26 protein-coding genes are annotated in these 25,758 nt (G+C 74.1%); 9 read left to right on the top strand and 17 right to left on the bottom strand.

The window, feature by feature from the left end; translation table 11 throughout:
- The first annotated feature begins 80 nt into the window (after positions 1-80).
- The 4 genes from ACO229_RS25595 (at position 81) to ACO229_RS25580 (ending at position 4,222) form a co-directional block, all read left to right on the top strand.
- On the top strand, positions 81-860 hold the full coding sequence (locus ACO229_RS25595; RefSeq protein WP_423463176.1) for an AraC family transcriptional regulator: 780 nt from the start codon (positions 81-83) through the stop codon (positions 858-860).
- 93 nt (positions 861-953) lie between these two features.
- Entirely contained in the window at positions 954-1,553 is a 600-nt protein-coding gene (locus ACO229_RS25590) for a biotin transporter BioY (protein ID WP_397430718.1), read from the top strand.
- A 237-nt stretch (positions 1,554-1,790) separates the two neighbouring features.
- A complete protein-coding gene (locus ACO229_RS25585) occupies positions 1,791-3,098 on the top strand; it encodes a Glu/Leu/Phe/Val family dehydrogenase (protein ID WP_423463175.1) in 1,308 nt (435 codons plus the stop codon).
- A gap of 116 nt (positions 3,099-3,214) precedes the next feature.
- Entirely contained in the window at positions 3,215-4,222 is a 1,008-nt protein-coding gene (locus ACO229_RS25580; RefSeq protein ID WP_423463174.1) for a putative protein N(5)-glutamine methyltransferase, read from the top strand.
- 22 nt (positions 4,223-4,244) lie between these two features.
- On the opposite strand, the gene hemQ is transcribed toward ACO229_RS25580, so the two are convergent.
- The 3 genes from hemQ to ACO229_RS25565 form a co-directional block, all read right to left on the bottom strand.
- Positions 4,245-4,994 carry a hydrogen peroxide-dependent heme synthase gene (hemQ, locus tag ACO229_RS25575; protein WP_397430721.1) on the bottom strand — a complete coding sequence of 250 codons (750 nt, stop codon included), beginning with the start codon at positions 4,992-4,994 and terminating at the stop codon, positions 4,245-4,247.
- 34 nt (positions 4,995-5,028) lie between these two features.
- Positions 5,029-6,183 (bottom strand): ferrochelatase, encoded by a 1,155-nt coding sequence (locus tag ACO229_RS25570; protein ID WP_423463173.1) that lies wholly within the window; start codon positions 6,181-6,183, stop codon positions 5,029-5,031.
- Between the two features lie 118 nt (positions 6,184-6,301).
- Complete coding sequence (locus ACO229_RS25565) at positions 6,302-7,180, bottom strand: LysR family transcriptional regulator (protein WP_397416943.1); 879 nt, start codon at positions 7,178-7,180, stop codon at positions 6,302-6,304.
- Between the two features lie 72 nt (positions 7,181-7,252).
- On the opposite strand from ACO229_RS25565, the gene ACO229_RS25560 reads away from it, so the two are divergent.
- Positions 7,253-8,773: an MFS transporter gene (locus ACO229_RS25560; protein WP_423463172.1), complete on the top strand. Its 1,521-nt coding sequence runs from the start codon at positions 7,253-7,255 to the stop codon at positions 8,771-8,773.
- Between the two features lie 348 nt (positions 8,774-9,121).
- On the opposite strand, the gene ACO229_RS25555 is transcribed toward ACO229_RS25560, so the two are convergent.
- On the bottom strand, positions 9,122-10,273 hold the full coding sequence (locus tag ACO229_RS25555; protein ID WP_423463171.1) for a glycerate kinase: 1,152 nt from the start codon (positions 10,271-10,273) through the stop codon (positions 9,122-9,124).
- A gap of 26 nt (positions 10,274-10,299) precedes the next feature.
- On the bottom strand, positions 10,300-11,418 hold the full coding sequence (gene ald, locus ACO229_RS25550; RefSeq protein WP_423463170.1) for an alanine dehydrogenase: 1,119 nt from the start codon (positions 11,416-11,418) through the stop codon (positions 10,300-10,302).
- Positions 11,419-11,504: 86 nt separating this feature from the next.
- Here ald and ACO229_RS25545 point away from each other — a divergent pair, with 86 nt between their 5' ends.
- Positions 11,505-12,404, top strand: a complete 900-nt coding sequence (locus ACO229_RS25545; RefSeq protein WP_423463169.1) for a LysR family transcriptional regulator — start codon at positions 11,505-11,507, stop codon at positions 12,402-12,404.
- Positions 12,405-12,446: 42 nt separating this feature from the next.
- On the opposite strand, the gene ACO229_RS25540 is transcribed toward ACO229_RS25545, so the two are convergent.
- A complete protein-coding gene (locus ACO229_RS25540) occupies positions 12,447-12,914 on the bottom strand; it encodes a MarR family winged helix-turn-helix transcriptional regulator (RefSeq protein ID WP_397416957.1) in 468 nt (155 codons plus the stop codon).
- Between the two features lie 135 nt (positions 12,915-13,049).
- The gene (locus ACO229_RS25535) at positions 13,050-13,811 is read right to left on the bottom strand and encodes an isoprenyl transferase (RefSeq protein WP_397416959.1); all 762 of its coding nucleotides are present in this window, start codon (positions 13,809-13,811) and stop codon (positions 13,050-13,052) included.
- Between the two features lie 298 nt (positions 13,812-14,109).
- On the opposite strand from ACO229_RS25535, the gene trhA reads away from it, so the two are divergent.
- A complete protein-coding gene (gene trhA / locus ACO229_RS25530; RefSeq protein ID WP_397430728.1) occupies positions 14,110-14,901 on the top strand; it encodes a PAQR family membrane homeostasis protein TrhA in 792 nt (263 codons plus the stop codon).
- A gap of 6 nt (positions 14,902-14,907) precedes the next feature.
- On the opposite strand, the gene ACO229_RS25525 is transcribed toward trhA, so the two are convergent.
- The 4 genes from ACO229_RS25525 to mca form a co-directional block, all read right to left on the bottom strand.
- Positions 14,908-16,002: a nucleoside hydrolase gene (locus ACO229_RS25525; RefSeq protein ID WP_423463168.1), complete on the bottom strand. Its 1,095-nt coding sequence runs from the start codon at positions 16,000-16,002 to the stop codon at positions 14,908-14,910.
- An 85-nt stretch (positions 16,003-16,087) separates the two neighbouring features.
- Positions 16,088-16,933 carry a carbon-nitrogen hydrolase family protein gene (locus ACO229_RS25520; RefSeq protein WP_423463167.1) on the bottom strand — a complete coding sequence of 282 codons (846 nt, stop codon included), beginning with the start codon at positions 16,931-16,933 and terminating at the stop codon, positions 16,088-16,090.
- On the bottom strand, positions 16,926-17,339 hold the full coding sequence (locus ACO229_RS25515) for a hypothetical protein (RefSeq protein WP_397430731.1): 414 nt from the start codon (positions 17,337-17,339) through the stop codon (positions 16,926-16,928). Before ACO229_RS25515 ends, ACO229_RS25520 begins: the two co-directional genes overlap by 8 nt.
- The gene (gene mca, locus ACO229_RS25510) at positions 17,336-18,223 is read right to left on the bottom strand and encodes a mycothiol conjugate amidase Mca (RefSeq protein ID WP_397430970.1); all 888 of its coding nucleotides are present in this window, start codon (positions 18,221-18,223) and stop codon (positions 17,336-17,338) included. Before mca ends, ACO229_RS25515 begins: the two co-directional genes overlap by 4 nt.
- 168 nt (positions 18,224-18,391) lie before the next feature.
- Between mca and ACO229_RS25505 the strand changes: the two genes are divergently transcribed.
- Both ACO229_RS25505 and greA read left to right on the top strand, forming a co-directional pair.
- Positions 18,392-18,910, top strand: a complete 519-nt coding sequence (locus tag ACO229_RS25505; RefSeq protein ID WP_397416971.1) for a DUF4307 domain-containing protein — start codon at positions 18,392-18,394, stop codon at positions 18,908-18,910.
- A gap of 203 nt (positions 18,911-19,113) precedes the next feature.
- The gene (gene greA, locus ACO229_RS25500) at positions 19,114-19,596 is read left to right on the top strand and encodes a transcription elongation factor GreA (RefSeq protein WP_119142392.1); all 483 of its coding nucleotides are present in this window, start codon (positions 19,114-19,116) and stop codon (positions 19,594-19,596) included.
- 35 nt (positions 19,597-19,631) lie between these two features.
- On the opposite strand, the gene ACO229_RS25495 is transcribed toward greA, so the two are convergent.
- From ACO229_RS25495 to ACO229_RS25470, 6 genes are all read right to left on the bottom strand, one after another.
- Entirely contained in the window at positions 19,632-21,137 is a 1,506-nt protein-coding gene (locus ACO229_RS25495; protein ID WP_423463166.1) for an RNA polymerase sigma factor, read from the bottom strand.
- A complete protein-coding gene (locus tag ACO229_RS25490) occupies positions 21,134-21,502 on the bottom strand; it encodes a YciI family protein (protein ID WP_397430734.1) in 369 nt (122 codons plus the stop codon). The genes ACO229_RS25495 and ACO229_RS25490 overlap by 4 nt, the downstream gene beginning before the upstream one ends.
- Positions 21,503-21,608: 106 nt before the next feature.
- Positions 21,609-22,859, bottom strand: a complete 1,251-nt coding sequence (gene ilvA, locus ACO229_RS25485; RefSeq protein WP_397416978.1) for a threonine ammonia-lyase — start codon at positions 22,857-22,859, stop codon at positions 21,609-21,611.
- 38 nt (positions 22,860-22,897) lie between these two features.
- Positions 22,898-24,247, bottom strand: coding sequence for an AI-2E family transporter (locus ACO229_RS25480; protein WP_423463165.1), 1,350 nt, complete (start codon positions 24,245-24,247; stop codon positions 22,898-22,900).
- Between the two features lie 93 nt (positions 24,248-24,340).
- Entirely contained in the window at positions 24,341-24,940 is a 600-nt protein-coding gene (locus tag ACO229_RS25475) for a YdeI/OmpD-associated family protein (RefSeq protein ID WP_423463164.1), read from the bottom strand.
- 10 nt (positions 24,941-24,950) lie between these two features.
- The gene (locus ACO229_RS25470) at positions 24,951-25,742 is read right to left on the bottom strand and encodes a metallophosphoesterase family protein (RefSeq protein WP_423463163.1); all 792 of its coding nucleotides are present in this window, start codon (positions 25,740-25,742) and stop codon (positions 24,951-24,953) included.
- Between the last annotated feature and the right edge of the window lie 16 nt (positions 25,743-25,758).

Here is a 25,758-nt window from a genome sequence, read left to right as displayed (position 1 = left end):
GATGTATTGGCGGGATCACTCGCGATCCGCACCGGTTTTGGCCAAGGCGGGCGGCGTACGCCGCGTAGCATCGGAACCCGATGAGCAACACGCCGAACGGCGCGGCGCGGCCTGAGGCGAAGGCCCTGCTGACAGCGCTGAACCCCGCGATGGTCGCCCTGATGGACGAGCTGTCCGGCGTCATGTTCTGCGCCAAGGACGCCGACGGCCGGTACGTGGTCGTCAACCAGGTGTTCGTGGGCCGCACGCGGGAGCGGTCGCGCCGGGACGTCATCGGCAAGCGCGCCGTCGACCTGTTCGTGCCCGAGCTCGCCGAGCGCTACGAGAGCCAGGACGAGCTGGTCCGCACCACCGACAAGCCGCTGCGAGGCGAGCTGGAGCTGATCCGGCACGTGGGCGGGGCGCCCGGCTGGTTCCTCACCTCCAAGCTGCCCCTGCACGACGAGTCCGGCGCGTACGTGGGGCTCGTGTCGGTGTCGCAGGACCTGCGCTCCGGCGACGCCGACGACGCGACGATCCAGGCCATGGCGCGCCTGCGCGGGCAGGTCGAGGACCTGCTGGAGCACGGCGATGTGCCCTCCGTGGCGGACCTGGCCGTGCTCGCCGGGTGCGCCCCCGCCTCCCTGGACCGCCGGGTGCGCCGGGTGTTCGGGCTCTCGCCCCGGCAGCTCGTGCTGCGGCTGCGCGTCGACCGCGCGGCCCACCTGCTCACGACCACCACCGTGCCCCTGGCCGAGGTGGCCGCCGCCGCGGGCTTCTACGACCAGCCCTCCTTCACACGCACGTTCGCGCGGCTGACCGGCGAGACGCCGTCGTCGTTCCGGAGCCGGTCGCGGCGCTCGCCGGGTGCCCGGGCGTAGCCCCGGCTGTACGACCCGCACAACTCGGGCCACCCGTTACTGGCCGCGACGACGGCTGCCCTGTCCTTGCCCGACCGCTTACTGTCGTTGACCATGACGACCCTCGCGTTCCCCCTGGTCCCGCGCTCCAACCCGCGCCGCGTGCTGGCCGACCTCCTGCCGGGCACTGTCGCACGCGACATCGCCCTCGTCGTGGGCGTCGCCGCCCTCACCGCCCTGGCGGCACAGCTCCGCGTGCCGATCCCGGGCCTGCCCGTGCCGGTCACCGGCCAGACGTTCGCCGTGCTGCTCGGCGCGGCCGCGATCGGCCCCGTACGCGGCGCTCTGGCCCAGGCGCTGTACCTGGCGCTCGGCGTGGTCGGACTGCCCGTCTTCACCGGCGGGGCGTCCGGCGTCGAGGTGGTGCTGGGTGCCTCGGGCGGGTACATCGTCGGCTTCGTCGTGGCGAGCTTCGTCGTGGGCGCGCTGGCCCGCCGGGGCCTGGACCGCGGCGTGCTGGGTACCATCCTCGCCTTCGCCGCCGGCACCGCGGTGATCTACGCGGTCGGCGTGCCGTGGCTGGCGGTCTCGACGGGCATGTCGCCGGTCGACGCGGTCATGGCCGGCGCCGTCGTGTTCCTCGTGGGCGACGCGATCAAGGCCGTGCTGGCCGGCGTGCTGCTCCCGGGTGCCTGGCGGCTCACCGAGCGCTGAGCACCGGCACCGAACCGGGCCTCCGCACACCCCCGCGGAGGCCCGGACCCGGGCCGCGAACCGGCCCGCCCCGCCCCGGCGATCACCGCTCACCGGAAGTTCTCCGGTCGCACACACCGCCGTCGGGCAATCACCCGCATCGAAGCGATACGGTTGATGACGAGGCGCAAACCCCGCGCCGCGCAACCCGCGTCCTGCTCGCACAGCGCAGGCGCCGTTCTCCCCCGGAGGACCTACGTGACGACGACAACGACGTCCACCCCCGCAGCATCGCCCGCCTTCTCCCCGTCCGACTCGCCCGAGGAGGGGTCCGCCCTCGCGACCGCGCACGCGCAGCTCGCCACGGCGGTCGAGATCCTCGGCTACGACGAGGGCCTGCACCGCATGCTCGCCACCCCGCGTCGCGAGATCCACGTGTCGGTGCCGCTGCGCCGCGACACCGGTGAGACCGTGCTGTTCCACGGCTTCCGCGTGCAGCACAACGTGAGCCTGGGCCCGGGCAAGGGCGGCCTGCGCTACCACCCCTCCGTCGACGTCGACGAGGTGCGGGCGCTGGCCATGTGGATGACCTGGAAGTGTGCGGTGGTCAACCTGCCGTACGGCGGCGCCAAGGGCGGCGTCGCCATCGACCCCCGCGGCTACTCGCAGGCCGAGCTGGAGCGTGTGACCCGGCGGTACACCTCCGAGATCATGCCGATGATCGGCCCCGACACCGACATCATGGCCCCGGACATGGGCACCGACGCCCAGACCATGGCCTGGGTGATGGACACCTACTCGGTCAACCGCGGCTACACCATCCCCGCCGTCGTGACCGGCAAGCCGCTGGCCGTCGGCGGCTCGCTGGGCCGCGGCACCGCCACGTCGGCGGGCATCGTGCACGTCACGGGCGCCGCGCTCGCCGAGGCGGGCGTGCCCCTGACCGAGGTGTCCGTCGCCATCCAGGGCTTCGGCAAGGTGGGTTCGCACGCCGCCGAGATCTTCGCGGCGCGCGGCTCCCGCGTGGTCGCCGTGAGCGACCAGTACGGCGGTGTCCGGGCCGACGACGGCCTCGACGTCCCCCGCCTGATGGACCACGTGCGGCGCACGGGCTCCGTGGTCGGCTTCGACGGCGCGGACCCGGTGTCCAACACCGAGCTGCTCGCGCTCGACGTCGACGTGCTGGTGCCCGCCGCCATCGAGGGCGTGCTGGACGAGACCACGGCCGGCGACGTCAAGGCCCGCTGGGTGGTCGAGGGCGCCAACGGCCCCACGACCGCGGCCGGCGACGCCCTGCTCGCGAAGAACGACGTGACCGTGGTGCCCGACGTCCTCGCGAACGCGGGCGGCGTGGTGGTCTCCTACTTCGAGTGGGTCCAGGCCAACCAGACCTACTGGTGGACCGAGCAGGAGATCGCCGACAAGCTGGAGCACCGGATGACCACCGCGTACGCGGAGGTGTCCGCCCTGGCCAAGCGCGAGAACCTGTCCCTGCGTGACGCCGCGCTCGTGATCGGCGTCAAGCGGGTGGCGGAGGCGCACCAGATCCGGGGGCTTTACCCCTGACGGTCAAGTCGCCACGACTTCGGTCCCTTGCCCCGAGATCGGTCCATTAACGGACCGATCTCGGAGCAAGGGACCGATCTCGTTCCGGCCGGCCGATGTCGCCTACTCTCAGGGGCATGGAGCACCTTGTCGCGCGTCTGCGCGCCGCGGGCTGTGTCTTCGCCGAGGACGAGGCCCGCATCCTGACCGAGGCCGCCGGCGGTGACGCCGCGCGCCTCGACGAGCTGACCGCAGCCCGGGTCAGCGGGCTCCCGCTGGAGCACCTGGTGGGCTGGGCCGAGCTCGACGGCCGCCGCTGGACCGTGGCCCCCGGGGTGTTCGTGCCCCGGCAGCGCTCCGAGCTGCTGGTCCGCGAGGCGGCGCGCCGCGCGATGCCGGACCGGACCCCGGCGGCCCGCGCGACCGCGTCGGACACGCGCACCCCGCCCGAGCCGGATGCACAGGGCCCCGAGACGGCCGGCCCGGTCCTCGTCGTCGACCTCTGCTGCGGCTGCGGCGCGCTCGGCGGGGCGGTCGCCGCGCGGCTCCTCACAGCGGGGCACGACGTCGAGCTGCACGCCGCCGACGTGGACCCGGCCGCCACGGCCTGCGCGCACGAGAACCTGGCGGCGCTGACGGCCGAGTCCTCCGCGGCGCTGACGGCCGAGTCCTCCCCGGCGCGGGCCGCAGGGACGGGCCTGCCGCCGCGCGCAGGCCACCCGCCGGTCACGGACCGGACCGGGCCGGACGGGGCCGACGGGCGGCAACCCGGCAGGCTCCGCGCCCACACCTACACGGGGGACCTCGCCGAGCCCCTCCCGGCGTCGGTCCGGGGCTGCGCCGACGTCGTCGTCGCGAACGCGCCCTACGTCCCGTCCGCGGCCATCGCGATGATGCCGCCCGAGGCCCGCGACCACGAGCCGCGCGCCGCGCTCGACGGCGGGGACGACGGGCTGGCGCTCCTGCGACGCGTGATCGACCTGGCGCCGGGACTGCTGCGCCCGGGCGGGCACCTGCTCGTCGAGACGGGCTCCGGCCAGGTGAGCGCCGCCGTCGGGCACATGGCGGCGGCCGGGCTGACGGTGACCGTCCTGGAGGACGACGACCTGGGCGCGACGGCCCTGGCCGCGACCCTGCCGGGCTAGCCGCTCACCCGGCGGGCGGCGGTCAGCTCAGAGGCTGCCGGTCCGCCCAGTCCGCGAGGGTGGTGCGCGGCCCCGTGAAGAACGGCACCTCCTCGCGCACGTGCCGGCGGGCCTCGGTGGCACGCAGGTCACGCATCAGGTCGACGATGCGGTGCAGCTCGTCGGCCTCGAACGCGAGGATCCACTCGTAGTCGCCGAGCGCGAACGCCGAGACGGTGTTGGCCCGCACGTCCTTGTAGCCCGCGGCCGCCATGCCGTGGTCGCGCAGCATGGTGCGACGCTCGTCCTCGGGCAGCAGGTACCAGTCGTAGGACCGCACGAACGGGTAGACGCACAGGTAGTCGCGCGGCGTCTCGCCGGCGAGGAATGCCGGCACGTGGCCGCGGTTGAACTCGGCCGGTCGGTGCAGGGCGGCGACCGACCACACCGGCTCCAGCGAGCGGCCCAGCTCGGACGCGCGCAGGCGCTGGTAGGCGCCCTGCACGGACTCGATCGAGGGGCCGTGGGTCCAGAGCATGAGGTCCGCGTCCGAGCGCAGGCCGCCCACGTCGTACCAGCCGCGGGTCACCAGGTCGCCCGACGTCGCCGCCGGGTCGAAGCCGCCACCCACCGCAGCCTCCGCCTCGGCCACGACGGCCTTGCGCTCGGCGTCGTCCGCGGGGAGCGTCTCGGTGACGGAGAAGACGGAGAACATCGTGTACCGGATGCCCTCGTTGATGGCGGTGGTGTCGATCTCGTGCCCGGTGTCCCCGTGCACGTGTGCGTCGTTCATGTCGTACCTCTCGCTCGCGGCCGTCGCTCGGGCCTCAGGAGTACAGATCGGTGCTGCACAGCGCCGGGACGCCGCTCGGCTCGCCGTCGCGCCGCAGGCAGCAGCCCGGCGCGCAGACCGAGCGGAAGGCCGGCAGGGCGCCGACCGTGGCCTCCTCGACCTCCTCGCCGCGCGCGATCGCCGCCCGCTCCAGCAGCAGGTCGACCAGGCCGGCGACGAAGGGCTCGCGCGTGCCCACGGTGCCGGCCCGCACGGCGGTCATGCCGAGGTCCTTCGCCGTGGCCAGGGCCTCCGTGTCGAGGTCGTAGGCGACCTCCATGTGGTCGGAGACGAATCCGATCGGGGAGAGCACCACGTCACGCACGCCCTCGCCGGACAGAGCCTCCAGGTGGTCGTTGACGTCGGGCTCCAGCCACGGCTGGCTGGGCGGGCCCGAGCGCGAGCAGTACGCGAGGTCCCAGGGCACCTCGTGCCCGACGCGCTCGGCCACCTGGGCCGCGACCACCCGCGCGAGGTCCAGGTGCTGCTCGGAGTAGGTGGCGTGGGAGATCCGCGAGGCGGCCTCCATGGTGTCCGGGATCGAGTGCGTGACGAAGACGAGCCGCGCGTCCGCACCGGAGCCACCCTGCGCCGCGAGCTCGGCGTACGCCTCGACGACGGCGTCGACGTTGGCCTGCGCGAATCCCGGGTGGTTGAAGTAGGAGCGGATCTTGTCGAACTGCACGCTCGTCGACCCGTCGGGGCCCAGCTGGCCACGCTTGTCGAGCGTGACCGCGAGGTCCTCACGGTACTGGCGGCAGCCGGAGTACGAGGAGAACGCGCTGGTCACGAGCGCGACGGCGCGCTCGGCGCCCAGCTTCTCCAGCTCGTCGACCGCGTCGTTGGTGTACGGCTCCCAGTTGCGGTTGCCCCAGACCACCGGGATGTCGATGCCCCGGCTGGCGAGCTCGGCCTCGAGCGCCGCCTTCAGCGCGAGGTTCTGCTCGTTGATGGGGCTCTTGCCGCCGAACCCGTAGTAGTGCTCGCCCACCTCCTCGAGCCGCTCGTCCGGGATGCCCTTGCCCGCGGTGACGTTGCGGAGGAACGGCACCACGTCCTCGGGCTGGTTCGGGCCACCGAAGGAGTAGAGCAGCAGGGCGTCGTACGGCGCGGCGACGTGCGCCGCGGACTGGGGGGTGTTGGCGGGCATGCGGACATCTTTCCACCGTCCGGCGGTCCGGCACGCCCGCAGAGGGACGAACGGGACGTGACATCGAAGCGACATGCTGTCAGAACACCAGGTCACGCATTCCGTCAGGACGACCGGGCTAGGACCGGGCGTGCACGTTCCCCGTGCGGAGCCGGTCGCGCAGGCCCGGCAGCGCGTCCAGCAGCACCGCCGGGGCAGGGCTCCGCGTCACCATCGACAGCGTGACGCGCCCCCGGGTCGGTGCGGGCACCGTCCGGTCGCCCGGCGCGGCGTACCAGCGCGCCACCATGTCCGGGACGACGACGGCGCACCGCCGTTCCCGCGCCGTCCGCACCGCGGCCTCCGCCGTCGCGCCGGGCCGGGCGTGCGCGCCGAGCTCGGTGAGCCGGCGGTGCAGGGCGTCCCCGCTCAGGTCGAGCGGACAGTAGACGACCGTCTGCCCGGCGTACGGCCGGCGGCCCGGACCGGGTTCGGGAGCGCCGTCGGGCAGGAGCGTCACCAGGTCGTGGCGCCCCACCTCGGTGACCACCAGGCCGCGGGCGATGGGCACCTGCTTCGCGATGCCGGTGAAGGCCGCGTCGAGCGTGCCACGCTCCACCCACTCCAGCAGCCTCGGGCCGTGGTCCACCACGGGCTGCACCACGGCGTCGTCGAGCAGCACGTCGAGCGCCGCGAACAGCGTGCCCGCGATGCTGGGGAACGCGCCCACGGAGACGGTGCGCGACTGGGCGGCCGACAGGGTGCGCTCGACGATGGCCGCGAGGTGGTCGAGCACGTGCGCGGCCTGGTCGCTGAACTCGCGCCCCGCGGCCGTCAGCCGGGCGCCGGTCGTGTCCCGCTCGAACAGCGTGACCCCCACGCGCCGTTCCAGCGCGGCGAGCCGCTGGCTCGCCGAGGGCTGACTCACCAGCAGCTCGCGGGCCGCTGCGCCGAGGGACCCGTGCCGCGCGACGGCGTCGACCAGGCGGAGGTCCTCGACCGTGGGGTATGAGGTCATAGCACCAGCCTATGCCTGCCCATGCGGGGCAGCCGTCTACCGGCCCGCGACGTGCACCCGCACGATGGCAGGGTGCGCCATCCTCACCTCGTCACGCTGACCGCCACGACCTTCGTCACCTGGACCGGTCAGCGCATCACCGCCGTCGCCCTGCCCCTGGTCGCGCTCGACCAGACGGGCGACGCCTGGACCACCGGCCTCGTCGGCGGCTTCGCCGGGCTGCCGCTGCTCACCTCCGCCTGGTGGGGACGGCGCCTGCGACCGCACCTCACGTCGGGCCGGGCGCTGGCCGTCCTGCTCGTCGTCCAGGCGCTCGGGCTCGCCCTGGTGCCCGTCGCGGCGGCCACCGTGGGCGTCGGCGCGGTGGTGCTGTGTGCGTCCGGCCTGGTCACCGGAGCTGCCTCGGCGTTGCTCGCACCGGCGCAGCGCGCCCTGACCGCCGACCTGGCGGAGCTGCCCGGTATCCCGCCCGGTGTCGGCCCCAAGGCGCTGGCCTGGCAGGACCTGGCGCACCGCGTGTCGATGATCTTCGCGCCCGCGCTCGGCGCGTGGCTGCTGGTCGTCTGGGGCACCGAGCCGCTGCTGTGGTGCGAGGCGGCGGCGGTCGCACTGGCCGCCGCGGTGATGCTCACGGTCCCGGCCGCGCGGACGGCTGGTGCCGTGCAGGACGATGTGGTGCTGGACGATGTGGTGTTCGACGATGTGGTGCTCGACGACGGCGGGTGGGACGACGGCGGGCAGGCGGATGCCGGGCGGGCAGATGCCGGGCGGGCAGATGTCGGGCGGGCAGATGTCGGGCGGGCAGATGCCGGGCGGGCAGATGCCGGGCGGGCAGATGTCGGGCGGGCAGATGCCGGGCGGGCAGATGTCGCGCCGGTGGATGTCGCGCCGGCCGGGGAGGCCGCCGGGACAGAGGGCGGCGCGGGAGTCGGTGACGGGCGCGCGGCCGGCAGCGACGACGGCTCCTCGGTGCGCGCCCTGCTGCGCGCCCACCCGGACCTGGCCGTCGGCCTGGGACTGGCGGGAGTCGGCGGCGTCACGTGGTTCGGCTTCACGCTGGGCCTGGCCCTGCTCGGTGCGGAGCTCGGCCGCCCGGGCGAGCTGATCGCAGCCGGGATGGCGGGTTACGGCGCCGCCACCGTCGGGGCGTCGTTCGTCGCGCCGCTCGTGGTGGACCGGGTGCCGCGCATCCCGGCGATCGTGATCTCCTGGGTGGTGTTCGGCCTCGCGTACCTCGCGCTGCCGGTGGCCGCGCCCGACCTGGTCGCCGTCGGCCTGGTGTCCGCGGTCGGCGGTATCACGATGCCGTTCGGGATCGCGGCCCTCAACGCGCTCATCGTCGACCGGACCACCGGCGCGGAGCGCCGCACGGCGTTCACGGCCGAGACCGTGCTGCACGCCGGCGGCGCGTCGGCCGGGCTGCTGGCCGGCGGCGCACTGATCGGCGCGTTCGGGGCCGGCCCGGTGCTGGTGGTCACCGGCCTGATGCAGGTGGTCGCCGCGCTCGGCGCCGTCGTGTGGCTCCGGATCCGGCGTGACACGGCCGACCCCGACCGGGACCGACCTGCCTCGCCGGTCCGTCAGCCGGGCTGACCGGCGTCCTGCCACCCGGACATCGGCGGGCTGTCCAGGTCGGCAGGCTGTCCAGGTCGCCAGGCAGTCCAGGTCGGCAGTCTGCCCCCAGGTCGGCAGTCTCCTTGCCGAGGTCGGCAGTTTGCCTCGAGGTCGGTACAGGCCTGTGCCGACCTCGAGGCAAACTGCCGACCTGACGAACAAGTGACCGACCTCGGCGCGTAGCACCGGGCGCCGAGGCCCCGAGCCCAGCCGCAGCCCCGCAGCCCCGCAGCCCCGGAGCCCCGGAGCCCAGGAGCCCAGGAGCCCAGGAGCCCAACCGCAGCCCAGGCAAAGCCAGCCAGAAATCACCCAGAGCCCAGCCGGAGATCAGCGCCGCGCCGCGCCAACCAGGCTCGTGACAGCCGCCGCGACGTCCCGCAGCCGCGTGGCGGTGCGGGCGATGAGGTCGTCCAGCTCGACCGGCCCCGGCGCGATCGAGAACGCGGCGGCGATCCCGGCGGCGCGGGCCTGCGCCTCCGGCAGCAGCACCTGACCGGCCACGACGACCACCGGCGGGCGGGTCGGTGATGCGGCGGCGAGGCGGGCCACGCCGTCGGCCACCTTGCCGCGCACCGACTGCGAGTCGAACGAGCCCTCGCCCGTGATCACGAGGTCGGCGTCGGCCAGCGCGGCCGGCAGGCCGACGGTCTCGGCGACGAGCACGGCGCCCGGCGTGGTCTCGGCGCCGAGCACCGTGACGAGGCCGGCCGGGACGCCGCCGGCGGCACCCGCGCCGGGCACCTCGGCCACGGCCTGCCCGGTCTCGCGCTCCAGCACCCCGGACCAGTGCCGCAGGGCGTCGTCGAGGAAGTCCACGACGCCGTCCCGCGCCCCCTTCTGCGGCCCGAACACGTGCGCGGCCCCGTGCTCGCCGACCAGCGGGTTGGTGACGTCGACGGCGAGCCGCCAGCGCACCTCGCGGGCCCGCGGGTGCAGCCCGGTGAGGTCCAGGGACGCGACGGACGCGAGTCCCTCGCCGCCGTCGGGCACCTGGCGACCGTCGGCGTCGAGGAGACGGGCGCCGAGGCCGGTCAGGATGCCCGCCCCGCCGTCCGTCGACGCGGACCCGCCCAGGCACAGCAGGATCTCGCCGACCCCGGCGTCCAGTGCGGCGCGGGCGACGTCGCCGGTACCGCGTGTGCTCGCGTGCAGCGGCTGGAGCGGCACGTCCGAGACGCGCGGCAGGCCGCTGGCCTCGGCGAGCTCGACGACGGCGGTGCGTCCGTCGGGCGACACGGCCCACCGGGCCGACGCGGGGCGGCCGATGGCGTCGACCGTCTCGACGGTCAGCGGCTGCCCACCCCAGACGGCGAGCAGCGCGGCGAGCGTCCCCTCACCGCCGTCGGCCATGGGCAGGCGGGTGACGACGGCGTCCGGGGCCACGTCCAGCACACCGTCGGTGACGGCGGACGCGACCTCGGACGCGGACAGACTCCCTTTGAACGAGTCGGGGCAGACGACGACGCGCAGCGGCTCCACGCGCCGATCGTAGGCGGTCCGGGCGATCAGCCGGCGAGGATTTCGGTCAGCGGGACGGCGCCGACGCCGAGCGCGTCGGCGACGCCCTGGTTGGCGACCTGCCCGGCGTGGGTGTTCAGGCCCCGGGCCAGGGCCGCGTCGGCGCGCAGCGCGTCCCGCCAGCCCTGGTCGGCGAGCGCGGCGACGTACGGCAGGGTCGCGTTGGTCAGCGCCCGGGTCGACGTCGCGGGCACGGCGCCCGGCATGTTCGCCACGCAGTAGTAGAGGGTGTCGTGGACGGCGAAGGTCGGGGCGTCGTGCGTGGTGGGGCGCGAGTGCTCGAAGCAGCCGCCCTGGTCGATGGCCACGTCGACGAGCACCGCACCGGGCCGCATCGCCTTGACCATGGCGTCCGTGACGAGCCGGGGCGCCGCCGCGCCGGGCACCAGGACGGACCCGATGACCAGGTCCGCGGACTCGACCTGCTCCGCCACGTCGTAGGTGGTGGAGGCGCGCGTGGTCACCGCTCCGCCGAACCGCACCTCGAGCCGGCGCAGCGCGGGCAGGGAGACGTCCAGGACGGTGACGTCGGCGCCCATCCCGAGCGCGTTGGCCGCGGCGTGCTCGCCGGCCACGCCGCCGCCGATCACCACCACCTTGGCCTTCGGCGTGCCGGCGACGCCGCCCATCAGCACCCCCGTGCCGCCCTGCGGGCGCATCAGGTGGTAGGCGCCGACCTGCGCGGACAGCCGCCCGGCGACCTCGCTCATGGGGCTCAGCAGCGGCAGCGAACCGTCCGCGAGCTGCACCGTCTCGTAGGCGACGGCAGTGGTCCCCGCCGCCAGGAGCGCCTCGGCGCACGGCGCGGAGGCAGCCAGGTGCAGGTAGGTGAAGAGGGTCAGGTCCGGCCGCATGAAGCCGTACTCGGGCTCGATCGGCTCCTTGACCTTGACCAGCAGCTCGGCCTCTCCCCAGACCTCGTCGGCCGTGTCCACCAGGCGCGCGCCCGCGAGCCGGTAGGCGTCGTCGGTGAACCCCGAACCCCGTCCCGCGCCGGCCTGCACGAGCACGGCGTGGCCGCGACGGGCCAGCTCGTGCGCGCCGGCGGGCGTGACCGCCACGCGGTACTCGTTGTTCTTGGTCTCCGTGGGAACGCCGATGTTCATAGGGCGACGGTAGGCATCCGGTCGTGTGCGGGTCCAGGACACATTCCCGAATAGAATGTTCGGCGCCTCTGCACAAAGATGGGGCCATGCTCAACCCCTGGCGGCTCCGGCTCCTGCACCAGCTCCACCTGCTCGGCACCGTGCGCGCGGTGGCCGAGGCGACCCACATGAGCCCCTCTAGCGTGTCCCAGCAGCTCGCGACGCTGGAGACCGAGACGAAGGCCCAGCTCTTCGAGCGCACGGGACGGCGCATCCGGCTGACCCCGGCCGGCGTCACCCTCGCGGGCCACGCGTCCGACATCCTCGACCGGATCGCCACCGCCGAGGCCGACCTCGCGGGCCTGTACTCCGAGGCCACGGGCGTGGTGCGGGTGGCCGCCTTCACGAGCGCCTTCCACGACATCGTGGTGCCCGCCGTGACGGACCTCGCCACCGCGCACCCCCGGATCTCGGTGCGGCTCACCGAGGCCGAGCCCGTGGTCAGCCGGCCCGCCGTGCAGCGCGGCGAGGTGGACGTCGCCGTGTGCGCCGACTTCCCGGACGCCCCCGTCCCACCCGACGCCGACCTCGCGCGCCTGCCGCTCACCGGTGACCGCGTGGTGCTCGTGACGGCGCGCGACACCCCGGCGGGCCAGCGCTCCGGCCGCGTCGACCTGGCCTCCCTCGCCGACGAGCCGTGGGCGTTCGAGCATCCCGGCGCGCACCTCGCCGACCTGGCGGAGCGCCTCTGCCGCCGGGCGGGCTTCACCCCCACGACGGTGGCCCGTTTCGAGAGTCACGGGACGCTGCTGAACCACGTCGAGGCGGGGCTCTCGATCACGCTGCTGCCACTGCTCGCCGTGCACGACCGTTACGCGGTGCGCACGCTGGACCTCGTCGACCCGCCCCGCCGGGACATCCATCTCGTGACCCGGCGCCCCACCCTCGACCGGGCTGCGGTCCGGGCCGTGGTGGAGGCGATCCGGCACCGGGCCCGTTCGGCCTGAAGAGCATCTGCGCAGGTCAGCCGGGTTGTGACGGCGCCCGGGTCAGAAATCCTCGATGTCCGCCTGGGCAGCGCGCAGGGCCTCGGTCAGCTCCCGGAGCCGGACCAGGTCGGCGGCGTCCATCGCCGGGGTCACGTAGTGCGCGATGGACCGCACGTGGCGCCGGCCGAGCTCCTTCTGGGTGGCCGAGCCCTCCTCCGTCAGGCTCACCAGCACACCCCGGCCGTCCTCGGGCGCGGGGTGCCGACGCACCAGCCCGCGCTTCTCCAGCCGTTCCACCATGCGCGACAGCGAGGACTGCGCCATGAGGATGTTCTCGTTGAGCTCCCGCAGCCGGAGCGTCTCGCCCGGTGCGAGGGCGAGCGTGAACAGCACGTCGTACTCGCGCATGCTCAGGTCGCCCCAGATGTCGTCGGCCAGGAGCCGGCGCATCACCGTCACCTGGGCCCGGAACAACGACTCCCACGCCTCGGCAGCCTCGCGCGCCGACGGCACACGACGTTCGGTCATCAACGCGCACTCCGTCTCATTCACGGCACGCTACCTGACTGAACTTTCACTTACCTACCTGGGTCAGTGGTGGCGAATTTCACCATATGGATCGATGCGTCGGAGCAGGTCCGCAGGCCCGCCCGACGAGGGGGTTCAGCGGCCGAGCCGGCGCTCGCGCAGCGAGAAGTCCCGCAGCGCACGGAGGAAGTCCACCCGGCGGAACGCGGGCCAGTACGCCTCGCAGAAGTAGAACTCGCTGTGCTGGCTCTGCCACATGAGGAAGCCGCCGATGCGCTGCTCCCCCGAGGTCCGGATGACCAGCTCAGGATCCGGCTGACCCTTGGTGTACAGGTGCTCGGCGATGTGCTCGACGTCGATGGACTCGGCGAGGTCGGCCAGCGTCGCCCCGTCCTTCGCCCGCTCCCGGAGGTACGAGCGGACGGCGTCGGCGATCTCGGTGCGACCGCCGTACCCGATCGCCACGTTGACCTGGAGGCCCTTGACGCCCGCGGTGCGGTCGGCCGCCGCACGCAGGGCCGCGGCCAGGCGGGCGGGGAGCAGGTCGAGCCGGCCGATGACCCGCAGCCGCCAGCGGCCGGACTCCGCGAGGTCCGAGACGGCGTCCTCGATGATGTCGAGCAGGTTGCTCAGCTCGTCGGCGGACCGGCTGAGGTTGTCCGTGGAGAGCATCCACAGGGTGACGACCTCGATGCCCAGCGACTCGGCCCAGCCGAGGAACTCGGTGATCTTGTCGGCACCGCGCCGGTGCCCGGTGGCCGCGGTCTCGCCGAACGAACGCGCCCAGCGGCGGTTGCCGTCGAGCATCACGCCGATGTGCCGGGGCAGCGTCGCACCGTGCAGGGCAGACGCCAGACGTCGCTCGTAGAGGCGGTACAGCGGGCTGGGCAGACGCACGGATACCTCAGTGGGGTCGGGCCGCGGGTGCCGCGTGACGCGGTCCGCACGGCAGCTCTGGCCCGGGTCGGTCCACCCGGTGGGACGTGGACAAAGGTACCCCTCCGACGTGCGCGTTCCCGCGCGTCGCCGCCGCTCCGAGGCCCTGGACGGGCGACTCGCGCCAACCCGGCGCAGGATCTTCACAAGGCCCCTGTCCCGCCTGCCGACCCCTAACCTACGCTAGAGTAAGTTACGCGACCGTAGGTAGCGTCCCGGCACCACGGGGACGCCGGTCGCCGAGGATCAAGGAGGCCACGTGGTAGCTCAAGCAGACGGGCCGGACCGTCAGGCCGGCCGCCTGGAGGAGGTCACCGGCAAGGTCTCGGAGACGCTCGACGGCGTCCGCGACAAGGCCGGCGACGTCGTGCAGGTCATCTCCACCTCCGTCTCCTCCACGGTCGAGAAGGTCGAGCGCAAGATCAAGCCGCGGCTCCGTGGCTGGATCCACGCGGGCACGTTCCCGTTCGCCCTCGCCGCCAGCATCGTGCTCATCGCGCTCGCCCCCACGACGGCGGGCAAGGTCTCGGCGTCGGTGTTCGGCCTGAGCGCCTGCCTCCTGTTCGGTGTCTCGGCGGTGTACCACCGCGGCAACTGGTCGCCTCGCACCGACGCGGTGCTCCGGCGCCTCGACCACACCAACATCTTCCTGATCATCGCCGGCACGTACACACCGCTCGCCGTGCTGCTCCTGCCTCCCGGCCAGGGCACGGTGCTGCTCACGCTCGTCTGGAGCGGCGCGCTGCTCGGGCTGCTCGCGCGGGTCTTCTGGCTCAACGCGCCCCGCTGGGTCTACGTCCCGGTCTACCTCGCGCTCGGCTGGGTGGCCGTGGCGTACATGGGCCAGTTCTGGGCCATCGGCGGCCCGGCGGTGGTCTGGCTGATCCTGGCGGGCGGGATCGCCTACACGCTCGGCGCGATCGTCTACGGCACCAAGAAGCCCGACCCCAGCCCGGCCTGGTTCGGCTTCCACGAGATCTTCCACGTGTTCACCGTGCTCGGGTTCGCCTGCCACGTGGTCGCGATCTACCTCGCCAACCTGGCCATCTGACCCGGGTCACCGCCCGTTCAGCCCGGCGAGGAACAGGTCCTCGAACAGGGCGCCGTCCGCGGTCGTGCCCACGTGCTGGGGCGTGCCCGTCGGCACGTCCACCGTGCGGCCCGCCGACGGACCGTCCAGCACGACGTCGACCGGCCGGATCCGGTGGTCCACGCCCTGCCCCGTCACGAGCGAGACGGCGGCCAGGGTGTCCCACCAGTACATGATTCCCTGGCCGACCAGCTCGGGCAGGCCCGGCTGGGTGACGATCGCGTGCACCGTGCGGGCCTCGTAGGTCGTGGCCCCTGAGCCCAGGCGCTCCACGTAGGCGGGGGTGATGGGCGCGTGGTTCGTGGCGTCCAGGGCCACCATGCTCACCCGGGCGCGCGGGACGCCCGCGAGCACGCGGTCGGCCGCCGGCGGATCGATCCACATGTTCACCTCCTGGGTGTTGTCGAACCCCTCGGTGGTCGAGCCGAACAGGTTGCCGCCCACGTCGAAGGCGCCGCCCATGACGACGACGCGACCGAGGCGGTCGTGGAGCGTCCGCGGGCTCATCCGGTCCAGCGCCGCAGCCACGTTGCTCAGCGGCCCCGTGGCCAGGACGGTCACCGGGCGGCGGGAGGCGCGCACCGTGCCGGCGATGAGCTCGGCGGCCGGCACCGCGCCCGGCTCGTCGGGCACGCCCGCGTCGCCCAGGGCCCCGCTCAGCACCTGCTCGAACAGCGCGCGTGCCTCGGGCGGCGGCTCGTTGACCCACTGCTCGGACCCGTCCGCGACCGGCACGTGCGACAGACCGCAGTTCGCCAGGATGGTCCGGGCGTGGGTGAGCGACCGGCCCGGCGTACCCACGCCGTTGTTCACCACGGTGACGGCGCGCAGGTCGATCAGGCCGCGCTTGTCGGCCTGGCAGAGGTACAGGAGCGTCGCCGCGTCGTCGAAGTCCAGGTCGGAGTCGTAGACGACCGGGACGGGGCCGTACCCCGCCGGTTCCGCGGCTCGCACGCCGTCGTGCGCGGCGGCGGGCGTCAGCGCCGCCCCGGCCAGGCCGAGGGCGAGCGCTCCCGACGTGAGTGCCCGCACTCCTCGCACGTGCTTCCGGACGACCACCATGACCCGCTCCCTCCGCTACCGGACGGAGTCATGGTGCTCGCCCGCGGCGCCCGTGCCCATGACATTCGACGCTGGCCGAAAGCGCTCACGTGCCGGCCGGGACCACCGTGTAGCGGCGGTTGGCCAGCGAGGGGTTGGTCGCCCGGACGGCCGTGAGCGGCGCGGGGTCGAGATCGACGGTCCGGTAGGCCTGCTCGTCACCCATCTCCAGCCCGACGACGCCGTCCGGCCCCACCAGGAGCGTGCGGCCGACGACGCCCTTGCCGGTCATGCCGACGCCGATCACCACCGCGGTGTTCTCGATCGCCCGTGCCCGCAGCAGGGTGTGCCAGTGGTCGGCCTTGAGCGGGCCCGCCACCCACGCCGCCGGGTACACCAGGACGTCCGCGCCGGCGTCGACCAGCCGGCGAGCGGACTCGGGGAACCGCAGGTCGTAGCAGGTCAGCACGCCGAACGTGAGGCCGCCCAGGCGCAGCGTGACGGGATCCGCGTCGGCGGGGCCCGCCTCCAGCCGCTCCGACTCCCGGTAGCCGAAGGCGTCGTAGAGGTGCACCTTGCGGTACACCCCGGCGAGCTCCCCCGATCCGTCGACGACGACGAGGGCGTTGGCCGCGCGGACGCCGTCGGCCCCGGGGAGCGTGACGCCCGCGACCACCGCGATGCCGTGCCTGCGCGCGCGGTCCCGCAGCAACGTCACGAACGGCCCGTCGAGCGGCTCCGCGTGCTCCGGGCCCACACCGCGCGGGTCGTACGCGGAGGCGTACTCCGGCAGCACCAGGAGGTTCGACCCGGCGCGCGCCGCGACCCCGAAGGCGTCGAGCACGGTCTGGCGGTTGGCGCCGTGGTCGTCCGAGACGGCGATCTGGGCCACCGTCACCCGGACCACGCCGTCCGGGCCGACCGCGCCCGCCGGGTCGCCCCCGTCAGGCACCCGAACCGCCGCTGTCCCCCGAGCCGCCGCCGCTGTCCCCGCCGGACGACCCGCCGCCGGACGGCGGATCGGACGGGGAGCCGGCCGGCACCTCGGACGGTTCCCCGCCCTCGCCCGTGGAGCCGCCGGGCTCGCGCGCGTCGTCGTCGGACCGGCGGAAGCTGATGACCTCCGGCTGGGGCACGGGAAGACCCTGCTGCTTCGCGTTGTGGCCCGCCCGGCGCAGGTGCTTGCTCATGTTCAGGAACAGCAGCACGCAGGCCAGCGCCAGCGCGAAGGTGACGACGAAGCCGACGAGACCCGGCGAGACCTGCCACTCCTCCAGGCCGGGACGCAGGTTGTTCTCGGTCGGGTTCGGTGACGGCTCGGTCGCGAACGCGAGGGCAGCCACGGCGACCGGGCTCATGCGGGGACCTCCGACCGGACGCCCTCGAACAGGTCACGCTCGTACTCGCCCGGTGCCCGCTCGGGGAGCGGCACGCGGGACTCCGCCAGCTCGTACTCGTCCCACGGCCAGACGTCGACCTCGATGTCCCGCGGCACGGCGAAGAAGAACCCGTTCGGGTCGATCTGCGAGGCGTGCGCCGTCAGTGCGGCGTCCCGGTTCGGGAAGTAGTCGGCCACCGGCACCAGCGTGGTGACCTGGCGCTCGGGGATCTCCCGGGCGTCACGCGACTCGACCCACTCGCCGAACGGCGACTCCAGGCCGGCCCCCTGGACGGCCTCGTGCACCGCGCGGATGCGCGCCATCGAGAAGCCGTGGTTGTAGTAGAGCTTGAGCGGTTCCCAGGGTTCGCCCGTGCCCGGGTAGCGGTCCGGGTCGCCGGCGGCGTGGAACGCCTCGAACGAGATCTCGTGGCACTTGATGTGGTCGGGGTGGGGGTACCCGCCCGACGGGTCGTACGTCGTGATGACGTGCGGCCGGAACTCGCGCACGGCCTGGACCAGCGGCGCCGCCGCCTCCTCGAGCGGCACCAGCGCGAAGCATCCCTCGGGCAGCGGGGGCAGCGGGTCGCCCTCGGGCAGGCCCGAGTCCACGAAGCCGAGCCACTGCTGGCGCACGCCCAGCGCCTCGGCGGCGCGGGCCATCTCCAGCCGGCGCACGGCGCGGCGCCCCTCGATCGACTCGAACTCGTGCCCCGGCGGCACCTCGAACGACGCGTTCAGGATGTCGCCCCGTTCGCCCCCGGTGCACGTCACGACGAGGACCTCCACCCCCTCTGCGGCGTAGCGGGCCGTCGCGGCGGCGCCCTTGCTCGACTCGTCGTCCGGGTGCGCGTGCACCGCCATCAGACGGAGCGGCTCGCGCTCGGGTACGGACACTGGGTCCTCCTGTGTGGGATGCGTCGGGGACATTCGCTCTGGGGCGGTCGCTCTGGGACGATCGACCCATGGACCATGATGGTCCACGGACAATCTTGCTACGAACCACCGACACCCCGATCCGAGCGAGCCGCGATGACCGACCCAGAACCCGCCGCCCCGTCGTCCGCCACGCCTCCGCGGCCGCCGGCGCAGACCCCGGACCTCGCGGAGCGCTACGGCCGCTCCCGGCCCGGACCGCGGCGGGCGGACCTGCCCCGCGACGAGGACCCGTGGGACGAGAGCGACGACGTCCGCCCGCGCCCGAAGCTCTCGGTGGGCGCCCGGATCGCCGTGGGGGCCGCCCTGGCGGCGGGAGTCGCGATCGCCGCATGGTTCACCATCGTGGACACCCAGCGCGATCCCGTGACCTTCACGGACGTCGGTTTCTCGGTCACCAGCGCCGAGGAGGTGGACGTGACGTTCGACGTCAGCATGCCGCCCGGGACCGAAGCCGTGTGCACCGTCACCGCGCTGAGCAAGAACTTCGCGGAGGTCGGCGCGATCGACGTCGAGGTGGGTCCGGACGACGCGCGGACCACGCGGCACACCGTGACCATCGCCACCACGGAGCTCGCGACCACCGGCGTCGTCGACCACTGTGAGGTGCGCTGAGGGCACCCGGCCGCGTCACGGGGCGACGTCCGCTCAGAGCGGAAACGGGGAGTGCCTGGGCAAGGCTTTCCCGAAAATTGGTATTCTCGTCGTTTCACACGCTGTGTTGACCGGCTGACGCGCGTGCCCGTTCCGCTCCGTCGGCCGGGACCTGCGCGCTGCCGTGAACCGCTCGACCGAGCAACGACGAAAGGAGAGCCCCCGTGGCCGAAGCTTCTGTCACCTGGCTCACCCAGGAGGCGCACGACAAGCTCAAGGCGGAGCTGGAGCATCTCTCCGGTCCCTACCGGGCGGAGATCACCGAGCGCATCGCCGCTGCCCGCGACGAGGGCGACCTCAAGGAGAACGGCGGCTACCACGCCGCGCGCGAGGAGCAGGCCAAGAACGAGGCGCGCATCCTGGAGCTCACCGAGAAGCTCCGGAACGTGCAGGTCGGCACCCCGGCGGACGACGGCAAGGTGGAGCCGGGCATGGTCGTGACGGCGCTGGTCGCCGGCGACGAGATGAACTTCCTCTTCGGTTCGCGCGAGATGGCCGGGTCCACGGACCTCGACGTCTACTCGCCGACGTCGCCGCTGGGCGCCGCGATCGACGGCAAGTCGATCGGTGCGAAGACCAGCTACACGGCGCCCAACGGGCGCGACATCCCCGTGGAGATCACGGGCGCGAAGCCCTTCCAGGGCTGACCCTCGCCGAGCCCGACGGACGCCCGACGGACCTGTCAGACGTACGGATCACTGCGGTGACCCGTGCGACCGGCAGGTCCGTCGGCGTCTGACAGGTCGGCGAGGCGGGCGCGCAGCAGGCGCCGGTCGCCCTCCCGGTCGACCTGGTCGAGCGCCCGGCGGTACTCCGCGACGGCCTCGTGCGGTCGGCCCGCGCGCCGCAGGAGGTCGGCCCGCACCGCCGGGAAGAGGTGATAGGCCGCGAGCTCGGGCGCGGAGGAGAGCGCGTCCAGCTCGGCAAGACCGGCCTCGGGTCCGCGCAGCATCCCCACGGCGACCGCGCGGTTGAGCGCCACCACCGGTGACCCGGTCATGCCGAGCAGCACGTCGTAGAGCGCGGTGATCTCGGCCCAGTCCGTCCCGTCGGCCGTCGTCGCCCGTGCGTGCAGGGCGGCGATCGCCGCCTGCACCTGGTACGGCCCCGGGCGCCGGGCCGCGAGCGCGTCGTCGAGCACGGCCAGGCCCTCGGTGATCTCGTCCCGGCGCCACAGCGAGCGGTCCTGCTCGTCGAGCGTGCGCGGCACCGGTCCGGACGCCGCGTCCCGGCCCGGCCCCAGCCGTGCCGCACGCCGCGCGTGCTGGAGCAGCAGGAGCGCCAGCAGGCCGCGCGCCTCCGGCTCGTCGGGCAGCAGGCGGGCGACGAGCCGGGCGACGCGGATCGCGTCGTCGGCCAGGGCCCGGCGGGCTGCGGTCCCCGGGACGGCGACGGCGACGGTGTCAGCGTCGGTGTCGGCGTCGGCGTCGGCGTCGGCTTCGGCGTCGGCGACGGCGACGGCGACGGCGGCACCGACGGCGGCAGCAGGCCCCGGCACGATGCCGTCACCAGGATCCACGGCGTCCGGCTCGGCCCAGGCGTCGTACCCCTGCGTGAACAGCACGTACAGCACGGCGAGCACCGCGGAGACGCGTTCGGGCAGCAGCTCGGGCGGCGGTACGCGGAACGCGATCCCGGCCGTCCGGATCTTGCGCTTGGCACGGGTCAGGCGCTGGGCCATCGTCGTCTCCGGCACGAGGAAGGCCCGCGCCACCTGCGCCGTCGTCATGCCGGTCAGGGACCGCAGGGTGAGCGCCACCCGGCCCTCCAGGGGCAGTGCCGGGTGGCAGCACGTGAAGACGAGCCGCAGCAGGTCGCCGTCGGGGTCCTCCAGTGTGCTGCCCGCCCAGCCGTCGCCCGCGTCCGCCGTGTACGCCGCCTCGGCCACCGGGTCGGCCGCCTCTCCGCCGAGCCGCTCGGTCAGGCGCGCGGCCGTCGCCACCTTCTGCGCCTCGACCGCGCGACGCCGCAGGCGGTCGACCGCGCGCCGCCGGGCCGTGGTGGTGAGCCAGGCGCCGGGGCGCGCGGGCACGCCGTCGCGCTGCCAGGTGCGCAGCGCGACGGCGAAGGCCTCCTGCGTGCAGTCCTCCGCGAGGTCGAGGTCACCCGTGCTGCGGGCGACGGCCGCCAGCACCCGCCCCCACTCGTCACGGAAGGCCGCGTCGACGGCCTGCCCGACGTCGGTCACGCCCCGGCCGGGCTGCCGTCGGCGTCGCCGTCGAGCCCGAGCGGCCAGAAGGGGCGCAGCTCGATCGCGCCCGTGTACGCCATCGGGTGGGCGGCGGCGATCCGGATCGCCTCGTCGAGGTCGGGGGCGTCGAGCACGTCGAAGCCCGCGATCACTTCCTTGGTCTCGGAGAACGGGCCGTCGGTGACGACCACCTCCCCGGCGCGGACCTGGACGCCCACGGCGTCCGCGGGCGGCCGGAGCCGGTCGCCCAGCACCGCGTGACCGGTGCCGTAGGTGTCCCGGACCCAGTCCTCGATCTCGGGCACGTCGCCCGGCTCCGCCGGAGTGTCCGGGGTGGACAGGACGAGCATGAGGTAACGCATGGCGTGCTCCCTTCCGGGGTGTCCCCCGGTGTCATGGTCGCGCGGCCGGACGACCGCGTCACCCTCACGACGAACGGGAGGGCGCCGGCACGACACCCGGCCTCGTTCAGCGGGCGACCACCTCGTAGCCCTCGGACTCCAGGCGCTCCACGACGGCGGTCCGGTGATCGGCGCCCTTGGTCTCGAGCTGCAGGTTGACCCACACCTCCGAGACGGAGAGCGCCACGTCGGTGCGCGTGTGGTCGACCGCCACGATGTTCGCGCCCGCGGCCGCGATGGTGTCCACGAGCCCGGCCAGGGCGCCCGGCTTGTCCGCGAGCCGTACCTGCAGCTTGAGGTACCGCCCAGCCGCGACGAGGCCGTGCTGCACCACCCGGAGCAGCACCAGCGGGTCGATGTTGCCGCCCGACAGGACCGCCACGACCGGTCCTTCGAACGCACCCGGCCCCGCGGCCATGATCGCCGCGACGCCCGCCGCACCGGCGGGCTCGACCATCAGCTTGGAGCGCTCGAGCACGGCCAGCAGCGCGCGGGAGAGCTGGTCCTCGGTGACGGTCCGGACGTCGACGCCCTGCTTCTGCACGATCCCGAAGGGCACGTCGCCCGGCAGGCCGACGGCGATGCCGTCGGCCATGGTGGCGCCCAGCGCCCCCGCCAGCGGCTTGCCCGCCTGCAGCGATCCCGGGTACGCCGCGGCCGACGCCGCCTGCACGCCCACCACCTTCACGTGCGGGGCGGCCTCGGCCAGCACGGCCGCGATGCCCGCCACCAGCCCTCCGCCGCCCAGCGGCACGACGACGGTGGCGACGTCCGGCACCTGCTCCAGGATCTCCAGGGCGACGGTGCCCTGTCCCGCCACGACGTCCACGTGGTCGAAGGGGTGGATGAGCACGCGGCCGGACCGCGCGGCCTCGACGCGTGCGGCGGCCAGCGCCTCGTCCACGGACGAGCCCACCATGCGTACCTCCGCCCCGTAGCCGCGGGTGGCGGCGACCTTGGGCAGTGCGGCGTCGACCGGCATGTAGACGACGGTGTCGATGCCGAGCATGCCCGCGGCGACCGCCACGCCCTGAGCGTGGTTGCCGGCGGAGGCCGCCACGACGCCACGTTCCCGCTCTGCGGCCGACAGCCGTGCGAGCCGCACGTAGGCGCCCCGCACCTTGAACGAGCCCGCGCGCTGCAGGTTCTCGCACTTGAGCAGCACCTTCGTCCCGGCGATGGCGGACAGCGCGCGGCTCTCGGTGACGGGTGTACGGGTGATGACGCCGTCGAGCATCTCGGCGGCAGCGCGGGCGTCGGCGGCGGTCACCGTGAGGTGGCCGCCGTAGGACTCCAGGTCGAACGGATCCAGTGGCACAGCGGGCATGGTGCCCGACTGCGCCGCCAGATGCACGTTCAGCGGGTCGGACCACCCTTCGTCGGCCCGCGCCCGGTGTCCGTGGCGGCACCCGCGCCGCTCCCGTCCGCACCCGCGAGGTCCGTCACGGCATCGTCCGTGACGACGCCACCATTGCCCGCGCCGTCCGCGACGTCAGGTGCGCCGGGCGTCTCCGCCGTCGTCGCCCGGCGCAGGCGGAGCGGGATCGGCGCCGCGTCGGCCGCGCGCCACCGGATCGGCAGGGCGTCCTCGTCCCCCAGCTCGGGGAACTTGTCGTGCCCGTTCAGGTACAGGATCACGGTGTTCAGCACGGCCGCGAGCGGCACGGCGAACAGGGCGCCGACGATGCCGGCCGCGTACGATCCGGCGGCCACCGCGAGGATGACGGCGACCGGGTGGAGGGAGACGGCGTGCCCCATGAGGAACGGCTGGAGGGCGTGCGACTCGATCTGCTGCACGAGCAGCACCACGCCGAGCATGATGAGCGCGGCGACCCAGCCGTTCGAGACCAGCACCACGACCACGGCGATGGCACCCGTGACGATCGCACCGACCACGGGCACGAACGAGCCGACGAACACGAGGATGCCGATGGGCAGGGCCAGCGACGGGACGAAGAACACGGCGCCGATCCCGATGCCGACGGCATCCACCGCGGCGACGAGGATCTGCGTGCGCGTGTAGGCGGCCAGCGTGACGGCGCCGCGGCGGCCCGCCTGGTTGACCCGCTCGCGGGCCGACTTCGGCAGCAGGCCGACGACCCAGCCCCAGATGCCCCGGGGGTCGTGCAGGAAGAAGAAGGTGCAGAACAGCGCGATGAGCGCGCCCACGAGCACGCTACCCGCCGTCGCGGCCGCGCCCAGGGCACCGCTGACGATGGCGCTCTGCTGGGCCTCGAGCTGGTCGAGGATGTCCTGGCTGTAGCTCTCGAGCTCGTTCTCCAGGCCGAAGGTGGCCGAGAGCTGCGACCAGAGCTCGTTGAAGCCGGTGACCGCCTGGGTCCTCAGGTCGGCGAACCCGTTCGCGATGGACTGGCCGGCCAGGGTGATCAGGCCCGCCACCACGACGATGAGGCCGACCAGCGAGATCCCGGCGGACAACCCGCGCGGGACGCGGAGCCGCTCGTTCAGCAGGCGCCGCACGGGGGTCAGCATGATGGTCAGGAGCAGCGCGACGGCGACAGGCACCACGATCGTCTTGAGCAGCGCGAGGAGCCACAGCGCCGCGGCGACGAACGCCCCGATGAGCAGCATGCGCCACGACCAGGCGGCGGCGGCACGGATGGCCGGCGGGACCGGCCCCGTCTCGTCGGTGGTGGGCGCGGTGGTCTGGTCCGACGTCACGCTGGTCTCCTCGCTCTGCGACACGATCAAACCCTAGGGGAGCACATCGGCGGCCCGGCGGCCTGCCCACGCGCCGCACGGAAGGTGCACCGCGCGATCACGATCCCGACAGATCTCTCAGGCCTCCAGCCTGCGCTTCTGCGGGTGCACGGTCTCCCCGCGCTCCAGCATGGCCACGAACTTCGCGATGTTCCGGGCGCGGGTCTCTGGTCTCTTGACCCCCGTGACCCGGAACAGGATGGCGAAGCGGTTCTGCGCCGTGAGGATGCCGAACATCTCGGCGGCGCGCGGGCTGGCCGCGAGCGCCTCGGCGAGATCGGGCGGCACCTCGAAGTTCTTGTTCACCTCGTACGCGGACTCCCAGCGGCCGTCGGCCCGGGCCCGGTCGATCTCCTGCTGGCCGCGCGGCCGCATGCGCCCCTCGGCGACGAGGCGTTCCGCGATCCGCACGTTGCGTGCCGACCAGCGGCTGCGTGCGCGGCGCGGGCAGTATCGCTGCAGGCTGGTGGTGTCGTCCCGGCCCAGGGCCTGGGCGTCGATCCAGCCGCTGCACAGCGCCTCCTCGAGCGCGGCGTCGCGGGTCAGGCTCGTCGGTGCGTCCTTGCCCTTGCGCGCGAGGACCAGCCAGACGCCGTTCGACGACGCCTCGTGCTCGTCGAGCCAGGCGCGCCACGCCTCGGTGTCGGGGATCAGGAGCTCAGGGTCGGTACCGGCCATGGGCAGGACGCTACGCCGAGCCACTGACACTGCCGGCGCGCCCCCGCCCGTCGCGGGGCGCGAACGCCCGCAGCGCGTCGGCGTCGCTGTTGGCCGAGGTCACGTACTCCCGTGCCCAGTCCTCCGCCGCGGGATACGCGCTGCCGGCGACGACGGCGGCCACCGCGGCCTCGACGTCCACCGGGGTGTGCCGCAGCTCGACCTGGCCGGCGCGCAGGAGCGCCCACGACCCGCCCGCGCGTCCGTACGGCATGCCGACGCTGCCGGGGTTGAGGCACAGGCGCCGGTCGACGAGCCGGACGAACGGCATGTGGGTGTGCCCCATGACGACGGTGGTCACGGACGGGTCGAGGCCGCCGAGCACCTCGGCCCAGCGGTCCAGGGAGGAGTCGACGAGCACCACCTCGTCGTCGTCGCGCGGGGTGCCGTGGCAGAACACGACGCGACCGAACCCCTCGACCGTCAGCTCGGCGGGGTGCGGCAGCCCGGCGAGCAGGTCGACGTCGGCGGGCCGGAGCCGGGCTGCCGCCCACGGGGCGACGGGGTCCGGGACGGTGGTCGTGCCGCCGCGCGCCAGCGTGACCAGCTCACGGTCGGCGTTCCCGCGCACCAGCAGGGCGCGGTCGCCCAGGGAGCGCAGCCGGTCCAGCACCTCGACGGGCTGCGGCCCGGCGGCGTGGTCGCCGGTGACGACGACGCGGTCGGCGCCGGCGACGTCGGGCTCCGCGAGGACGGCGTCGAGCACGGGGAGCACGCCGTGCACGTCGGAGAGGACCGCCACGGTCCGGACCGGTTCGCTCATGGTCCGACCATGCCGG

Source organism: Promicromonospora sp. MS192, assembly GCF_049532985.1.
Taxonomy (GTDB): Bacteria; Actinomycetota; Actinomycetes; order Actinomycetales; family Cellulomonadaceae; genus Promicromonospora.
This window is presented reverse-complemented; position numbering and strand designations above follow the sequence as displayed.